The sequence below is a fragment of the Paenibacillus sp. OT2-17 genome, assembly GCF_009827695.1.
Lineage (GTDB): Bacteria > Bacillota > Bacilli > Paenibacillales > Paenibacillaceae > Paenibacillus > Paenibacillus polymyxa_B.
Genome location: NZ_WUDQ01000023.1, coordinates 21,394 through 29,100 on the forward strand (window position 1 = coordinate 21,394; position 7,707 = coordinate 29,100).

General features: G+C 48.9%; 7 protein-coding genes. 5 read left to right on the forward strand and 2 right to left on the reverse strand.

Translation table 11 applies throughout. The annotated features are described in order from the left end of the window. Positions 1-10: 10 nt before the first annotated feature. Together GRP75_RS07275 and GRP75_RS07280 are read right to left on the reverse strand one after the other, a co-directional pair. Entirely contained in the window at positions 11-1,501 is a 1,491-nt protein-coding gene (locus GRP75_RS07275; protein ID WP_160788963.1) for a sensor histidine kinase, read from the reverse strand. Further along, positions 1,498-2,184 carry a response regulator transcription factor gene (locus tag GRP75_RS07280; protein ID WP_013308395.1) on the reverse strand — a complete coding sequence of 229 codons (687 nt, stop codon included), beginning with the start codon at positions 2,182-2,184 and terminating at the stop codon, positions 1,498-1,500. The genes GRP75_RS07275 and GRP75_RS07280 overlap by 4 nt, the downstream gene beginning before the upstream one ends. A 288-nt stretch (positions 2,185-2,472) precedes the next feature. Here GRP75_RS07280 and GRP75_RS07285 point away from each other — a divergent pair, with 288 nt between their 5' ends. The 5 genes from GRP75_RS07285 to GRP75_RS07305 form a co-directional block, all read left to right on the forward strand. Further along, entirely contained in the window at positions 2,473-4,824 is a 2,352-nt protein-coding gene (locus tag GRP75_RS07285) for a glycosyltransferase family 39 protein (RefSeq protein WP_160788964.1), read from the forward strand. 17 nt (positions 4,825-4,841) lie between these two features. Beyond that, positions 4,842-5,933 carry a glycosyltransferase family 2 protein gene (locus GRP75_RS07290; RefSeq protein WP_160788965.1) on the forward strand — a complete coding sequence of 364 codons (1,092 nt, stop codon included), beginning with the start codon at positions 4,842-4,844 and terminating at the stop codon, positions 5,931-5,933. Positions 5,934-5,936: 3 nt separating this feature from the next. Beyond that, complete coding sequence (locus tag GRP75_RS07295; RefSeq protein WP_023986637.1) at positions 5,937-6,359, forward strand: GtrA family protein; 423 nt, start codon at positions 5,937-5,939, stop codon at positions 6,357-6,359. Continuing rightward, a complete protein-coding gene (gene galU / locus GRP75_RS07300) occupies positions 6,356-7,237 on the forward strand; it encodes a UTP--glucose-1-phosphate uridylyltransferase GalU (protein WP_023986636.1) in 882 nt (293 codons plus the stop codon). The genes GRP75_RS07295 and galU overlap by 4 nt, the downstream gene beginning before the upstream one ends. A gap of 144 nt (positions 7,238-7,381) precedes the next feature. Beyond that, a partial coding sequence (locus GRP75_RS07305) for a class I SAM-dependent methyltransferase (RefSeq protein WP_160788966.1) occupies positions 7,382-7,707 on the forward strand: 326 nt, incomplete at its 3' end.

Below are 7,707 nucleotides of genomic sequence, written 5' to 3' on the forward strand. Positions count from 1 at the left end.
ATCTTAAATACTATACTGTTCCCGCTAAAGGTAACGTTACTTTGAATACACTTCCCGTTCCCGGTGTGCTTTCGGCCGTAATGTTCCCGCCGTGTGCTTCTACGATAGACTGTGTAATGGCCAGACCAAGACCCGCCCCGCCTGAGCTACGTGTACGCGATTCATCTCCACGATAAAAACGCTCAAATATCCGCTCCAGCTGATCTTTACTCATGCCTGGTCCGTTATCACGAATTTGGATATCCACCAACTTCTTCCCTGCAGACAGGTTTACCTGGATCACACCTCTTTCCAAATCGGTATGCTGAACAGCATTGTGAAACAAGTTGAGCACTACCTGCTTGATTTTATCCCCCTCTGCCAATATCCGTATACCTGCCGTCATATCAAAAACCACTTTACGTGTACCTGCCAGCATAAGGAGCTGCGGTTTCATTTCCAGCAGCAACGCATCTAGTGATATGTCTTCCAGCTTCAACTCCGGTGTTCGATCCAGCTTAGCCAACAATAGTAAATCAGAGACAAGTTTATTCATCCGCTTGGATTCACCATACATACTTTCTAGTGCCGACAGAAGCTGCTTCGGATTAGATGCCGCCCCACGAAGCAGCACTTCCAAGAAGCCGTGAATAGACGTGAGCGGGGTGCGCAGTTCATGGGAAGCATCCGCAATAAATCGTCTCATCTGCATCTGCAATTCTCGTTCGGCAGCAAAAGAATGCTCCAGCCGTTCCAGCATCCCGTTAAATGAAACCGCCAAACGATCCACCTCATACTGCCCTTGCTCTGCGTCAAAGCGTTCGGCCAGATTGCCCGCATCAATACGTTTGACTGCCTCGACCATCCTGGAAAGGGGCACCAACGTGCGGCGCAGCACAGGAAGCATAAGCGCCAACCCAATCGCAAGCGCAATCAGAGACAATAAAATAAAGGTGCGGAGCTGGTTAATCAATTGCTCTTGCATAGAAGTCGTGGATACGCCCATTTGAAGTAAACCGGACGAACGGTCAGGTGGACCGAGCGGACGGAATACAACCAGTTGCTCTTTCCCCTGAGCATCCGTGATTAATTGATAGCCGTGACGCATGCGTTTGCTCTGCTGCATTGCATGATATTGCTCAGTGGTGAGACGTGGCGGCTTAAGTCCGTTTTCGTTGGACAAGCTCTGGAAAGTGCCGTCTGTATCTATAGAAGCGAGCGACATATCCGGCCAAAACAAAAACGGCCCCGGTCGATTATTCCTCCGATTGGTTTGTTCTTGGGGAGCGGTTACCCCACTCTGCTCCTGCGAATCCTTAATCAATAAATCGGCAGGAATTGAATTCAACTGCGTATCCATAGCTTCTGCCCGACTGCGATACAGAAAATCTTTCATCAGAAAATATTGTAGAAAACCAATCAATACGAGCAGCAAAGCCAAAATGAGTAACGTTCTGGCCAAAAGCTGGGACCGGAGAGAACGAAGTGCATATTTTCTCCGACTTTTCCCGCCCGCCTTCATAGCAGATCCACCCGGTAGCCCACACCGCGCAGCGTACGAATGACCCGGTGCTCCTTGTCTTTGAGTTTTTCACGTAAGGAGCGAATGTACACCTCAACAATATTATCCTCGCCCCCAAAATCGTACCCCCATACCCGGTCCAGAATACGACTTTTACTCAGCACAATCCCGTGATTAAGCACCAGAAACTTCAATAGTTCATATTCGGTAGGCGACAGCTCCAGCACCTGACTCTGATAACGAATTTCCTTGCGTCGATCATCCACTTGAAAGGGGCCGTGAACAACCTCCCCCAGCAGATCGGGGAACTGATTGCGCAAGCGTGCTTCAATGCGAGCCAGCAGCTCATTAAAACTGAAGGGCTTTACGACATAATCATCCGCGCCGAGTTTTAATCCCTTTACCCGATCGTCTACATCATCCTTGGCGGTCAGCATAATGACCGCGATGTTATCCTCCGTCTCCTTGAGACTTTGGCACACCTCAAAACCGTTCATTTCCGGCATCATCACATCCAGCACCGCTACATGCGGACGAAACTCTCTTGCCAAATCGAGCGCTTTACTCCCGTTCTCGGCGGTTCTGACTTCATATCCTTCATTAATCAGTCCAAGCTCTAAAAATTGCAAAATATGAGGCTCATCATCTGCCAGCATAATTTTAACTCCGTGTATTGGATTCATTATTAATCTTCCCTTTCATGTTGCCGCATTTTTCTCATAAAAAAGTCAGTTCATTTTTTACCTGTATCTAATATACCTGAATCCTGTCGCAAAAAAAGTACCTCTGCTCAGCTTTCAGCTAACGTTCAGGGAGCGCTCAGAACCCATTAAGGTACGTATGGCATGATAATAGCAAGCCGGTAGTTCACCGGGCCAAGATCAGAAGCGACTGGTCATTCCGCAGTCCTGAAGATAGCGGCTAGAACAACGGAATAAATACAAAGAATTTTCACAGGGAGTGGAATGAACATGATTAAGAAATGGTTTAAGACCAGGGCGGACATCCCCCTGATCATCATTATGCTGATATCCGCATTTTTGAACGGATACAACATCTGGCAAGACAAATATGTAAACACCTATTACACGACGGCCGTAGCAAGCATGCTACAGAGCTTTCACAACTTCTTTTTCGCCTCACTTGATTCTGCTGGATCGGTAACGGTAGACAAACCGCCTGTGGTTTTCTGGATTCAGACACTGAGCGCCTATATATTCGGGCTTCACGGATGGAGCGTTATCTTGCCACAGGCGCTGGCTCAGGTCGGATCAGTCTTGCTCGTTTACTTACTCGTCAAACCGAGCTTTGGTACGATGGCCGCACGATTGGCCGCCTTCGCTATGGCAACGACACCGATAGCCGTAGCGGTTAGCCGCACGAATAACATCGATGCTATGTTGGTTTTCACACTGTTGCTCGCAACATGGCTATTGTTCAGAGGCATTAGAAATAGCAAAACCGGGCTGATCCTTGCTGCTTTCGCAGTCGTAGGCATCGCCTTTAACGAAAAAATGTTGCAAGCCTATATGATCGTTCCCGCATTGGGTCTGTTCTATCTGTTGGCCTCCAAGTTTAACTGGAAGCGAAAAGCAGTAACACTGGTAGGATCAGCAGTTGTCCTCCTGATCGTATCGCTCTCCTGGGCAGTCGTAGTGGACTCCACTCCGGCAGATGAACGCCCTTATATGGGGAGTAGCGGTACGAACTCTGTGCTGAATTTGGCCTTTGGTTATAACGGCCTGTCCCGTCTGACAGGAGATCAGGGTACAGGTGGCAATCGTGGCGGTGAACGCACGGATCGGAACAATAACGCTACAACGAATAGCAGCGATACGAACACAGATCAAGCTCAGACGACTACAACATCGGACAGCACTACCACTACGGATGACTCTGGTGCCAACAACATGGCAGCAGGCGGATTCGGTGCAGGTGGTCAAATGCCACCGGGTGGATTTGGCGGCAACGGACAAGGTGGTCCTGGAGACGGGCAAAATGGCCAGGGTGGTCCAGGCGGTGGACCGGGAGGAAATTCCGGTGGCGGCATGTTCGGCACTGGCGAAAAAGGACCTTTGCGGTTGTTCCAATCTTCCCTGTCAGGTCAAGCCAGCTGGCTGCTTCCATTCGCATTGATTGCTTCCATCGGTCTGCTTGCAAGCATTCGACGTCGTAATATCACACAAAAACACAAAGAGGTCATCTTCTGGCTTGCCTGGTTGATTCCCGTAGCTGCGTTTTTCAGCGTAGCAGGATTCTTTCATCATTATTACCTGATTATGCTCGCGCCACCAATTGCAGCGCTCTTTGGAGCAGGATTCGTAGAATTGTGGAAGCAGTATCGTGAGCGTTCCAACTGGCTCTCCTGGCTGTTACCCGCAGCAGTATTGGCAACCTCGGTATTTAGCTGGTTTGTTTTGCAAAATTACAACGATACCATTGGCAGCGGCTGGTCCATCGCGGTATTGATCCTAGGGATCATCGGCACGGTGCTGCTGATAGTAGCACGAATGAAATCTGAGAAGTTCACAAGATTCGCCATCATTGCAAGTGTACTCGCTATGTTTATCGGTCCTGCATACTGGGCATTGACACCGATCATCTACGGGGGGAACAGCATGATTCCACAAGCCGGACCCACTCAATTTGGCGGTGGTGGTGGCGGAATGCCGGGCGGCAATGATCGCAATAGAGGTCAGAGCGCCAATGGACAACAAGCCGAAGGAACTCAAACGAATAACCAGACCAATAATGCAGAGAATTCCAGTCCTGATGGAAATACTTCAAGCACACAAACAAGTACAGACACGGAACAAAAATCTTCTACCCGTTCCAGAGGAATGGGGGGACCCAACGGTAGCCAAAGTTTAGATCAAAAAACGTTGAGCTACTTGCAAAAAAACAACACAGGTGAAACCTACCTTTTCGCAGCAAGTAATTATTCAACGGCTGCTCCTTACCTGGTCGAGGCCGGACAAAAAGTAATTATTATGAACGGTTTTGTATCTTCCGATCCAGTCTATACCGTCGATAAAATCAAGGCGCTGGTCGAAAGCGGCCAAGTGAAGTACTTCATGATTTCTGGTGGAGGTGGCGGACCAGACGGCGGTAACTCTGAAGTCACTGCATGGATCAAAGAACACGGCAAAGTGATTCCTACAGATGAATGGAAAACAACAACAGGCGAAACAAGTACAGACGTTAAAGTAACCGAGAGCGGAAGCGACACCACGAACAGCAATGCGAACGCCCAGGATGGTCAAGGTGGCCCTGGCGGAGACGAACGTGGCGGAAGCGGTACTTTATACGAAATCACATTATAAATGAGGAGGAACTACGAATGAGTGAACCCATCCGTTATTCCATTGTTATTCCGATGTACAACGAGGAAGCCGTTATTACGGAAACCTACCGGAGGCTGAAACAAGTTATGGGCTCGATGGGTGAGCCCTACGAGCTGATCTTCGTAAATGATGGAAGTTCGGACCGCAGCGTCCAATTGATCAAGGAATTCAGTCTCAGAGATGACACCATTGTATTGATTGATTTCTCTCGCAATTTTGGTCATCAGCTAGCGATTACTGCCGGGATGGATTATGCGGTGGGGGAGGCGGTCGTCGTCATTGACGCCGACCTCCAGGACCCGCCGGAACTGATTGTTGAGATGGCTAACAAGTGGAAGGAAGGCTATGAAGTGGTCTACGCCAAACGACTCAAACGCAATGGCGAGACTCGCTTCAAGAAATGGTCTGCCAGCCTCTTCTACCGTGTACTTAAAGCATCAACGGATATTAATATCCCGGTCGACACCGGGGACTTCCGCCTAATGGATCGCAAGGTCATAGAAGAATTGAAACGGCTACCGGAAAATAACCGATTCGTTCGTGGACTGGTCAGCTGGATCGGTTTCAAACAAACTGCTGTAGAATATGAGCGCGACGAGCGGCTCGCAGGCGAAACCAAATATCCGTTGAAACGAATGATCAAGCTCAGTCTGGACGGGATCACATCCTTTTCGATTAAACCGCTCAAGCTGGCAGGGTATATCGGTGCACTTCTATCCATGTCCGGCTTCCTGTATCTGATGTACGTACTGTTTCTCAACTTTTTCACCGACTCCTATGTGATGAAGGGCTGGTCGTCTATGATTAGCATCAGCCTGATCTTCGACGGGGTGATCCTGATCATTCTCGGTATTATGGGTGAATATGTTGGACGCATTTATGACGAAACCAAAGCACGTCCGCTTTACATTGTCCGTGAGCATCTGGGTGGACAATACGAAAACGGTCCGACGCATGCTATGAAAGTCCCTGAACCCCGTGACTCCCTGTACATGAAAGGAGCCCGTGAGAGCCTGATTTCGACAGGACGCACAGTGCGCGGCAACAGTGCGGTATATACCGGACCCAAATCCGGTCATGGAGCCTAACCCATGAAAAGTCGCATGGCCCAGCTGCTTCCTATGATCCGATTTGGCATCGTAGGTCTGGTGAATACGGGTGTAGATTATATCATTTTTATGCTGCTGGCTTGGGGCGGAGTGCCGGTCATTGTAGCGCAGGTCATTTCGTACAGCTGCGGCACAGCCAACAGTTATATTTTGAACAGCAAATGGACATTCAACAAACAACTATCAAACAACACTAATAAGGGTCAATTACCTAAATTCATCATCATTAACCTCATCGTATTGGGGATAACCTCCTTATTACTGCAAGTGCTTCACACTGGAACCGAGTTGCCGCTTGCTTTAGGCAAGCTGATCGCGACCGCAGCCGGAATGATCATCAATTATATCGGGAGCCGATACTGGGTATTCGGTTCCCCATCCCGAAAGGAAAGTGAGTTTCTATGAGAAAAATTACAAAAGCTGTTATTCCAGCCGCCGGATTAGGAACCCGTTTTCTACCAGCTACGAAAGCTTTACCGAAAGAGATGCTTCCCATCGTAGACAAGCCGGCTATTCAATATATCGTAGAAGAAGCCATCAAGTCCGGAATTGAGAGCATCATTATCGTAACGGGGCGTAATAAAAAAGCCATCGAGGATCATTTTGACAAGTCTGTGGAATTGGAGCAGGTACTGGAGAGCAAAGGTAAATATGATCTCCTACGTGAAGTTCAAAGCATCGGGGGTAAAGCAGTCATTCACTATATCCGTCAAAAAGAACCCCTCGGCTTGGGACACGCGGTAAGCTGCGCTCGTCAGTTCATTGGCGATGAGCCCTTTGCCGTGTTGCTGGGCGATGATATTATGAATTCCTCCACCCCGGCGATTCGTCAAATGATGGATGTTTACGAAGCGACTGGCAAGCAAGTGGTCGGCGTGCGCACAGTGGAAGAACAAGATGTGAGTAAATACGGCATTATTGACTCCACTCACCAGAACGGTCTCATTCACGAAGTCGGCGGACTTGTTGAAAAACCATCTCCGGCAGATGCCCCTTCGCGGCAGGCAGTCATTGGTCGGTATGTATTAGAGCCTTCCATTTTCTCTATATTGGAAAACCTGTCCACTGGAGCGGGCGGTGAATACCAATTGACGGATGCTCTTCATCAAGTAGCGTTGCAGAACCAACTGCTCGCATTAGAACTGGAAGGCACACGTTATGATATTGGAGATAAAGCTGGATATCTGGAAGCCGTGCTCCACATGGGTATGCAACGCGAAGATTTGCGTCCAATGCTTGACTCCATGATGCGCGAGTGGGCGCTTGCTTCAATGATAAAATAGGGGGATTTACTCCCTCCGAAATCCGACGGGTGCTGTGAAATCACGAGAGTAGATGGATGAACATGTAAAATTGTACACTATAGGAGTACAGCAGCATTTGAGTCTATACGGCCGCCCGGTCGATACTAAGGAGGAAAAGAACCTATGATCCCTGAAGGAAATCTGCAAAGTAATGTGGATCGTTTCAACGGTTTTGCCGACAACTACGATCAGCACCGCCCGGAAGCACCGTCACTCGTCGTGGAAATCATCAGCCGCTATCTGGAGCGAAACGTAGAGCTAGTTGCCGATATTGGCTGCGGTACAGGACTTTCAACTTTCATATGGGAAAACGCCGCTCGGCAAATCGTCGGTATCGAGCCTAACCCGGACATGAGAGGAAAAGCCCTGCACAAGCTGGAGACAGCAGGAAAGACAATGGCAGGAACCATTTCCTTCAAAAGCGGGTTCTCCAACAACCTGCCCTTTGA